The sequence below is a fragment of the Paraburkholderia sp. SIMBA_030 genome (genome assembly GCF_046535245.1).
Taxonomy (GTDB): domain Bacteria; phylum Pseudomonadota; class Gammaproteobacteria; order Burkholderiales; family Burkholderiaceae; genus Paraburkholderia.
Genome location: NZ_JAWRXB010000083.1, coordinates 1 through 523, shown reverse-complemented (window position 1 = coordinate 523; position 523 = coordinate 1). Strand labels below are relative to the sequence as shown.

At 60.0% G+C, this 523-nt stretch carries 1 protein-coding gene; it reads right to left on the bottom strand.

The window, feature by feature from the left end:
- Positions 1-179 precede the first annotated feature (179 nt).
- Positions 180-434 (bottom strand): PAAR domain-containing protein, encoded by a 255-nt coding sequence (locus SB772_RS39115; RefSeq protein WP_410838402.1) that lies wholly within the window; start codon positions 432-434, stop codon positions 180-182.
- Positions 435-523 lie beyond the last annotated feature (89 nt).

The following is a 523-nucleotide window of genomic DNA, read 5'->3' as shown; positions in this document are numbered from 1 at the left end:
CCGGGCCACCCGCCCAGGTGGGCAGTGCCGCACCGGAAATGCCCAGCGTGCGCGATTGAAGCGGATTGAACATGAGGACTCCCTCAAGAATTACCGGCGCGGATAACGGATGATGTAGGCATCAAGTTCGACGGTGCGTTGCTACTCCTTACCTTTGCGCCAGAACCGGAAAAACCCCCTCACGCCAGCAGGCTCGAAATCAGATGGCAACCGCATGTGGCCCTGTGCCAGTGGCGCGCAATCGGAGCGTCGCCATCCAGCATTGCTTCGTCGCCTTCCATGATGAGGTTCGGCTTGACCTCAGGATGGCGTGGACACGACACCTCGTCACCCTTGTGGGCAACAAAGCGGCCCCCGTCCATCATTGACTGCGATGCAGTGATGACCTTGCCACCGTGGTCGGTATCATCACCCAAACGAATCAGGTCCATCATTGTGCTTTCATCCGTAAGCGCCTCGCGAAGGCCGTTCGCAATACGGGGCGCACGTGAGGCATGATGGGGTATCGGGCGCTCGGGTTCGC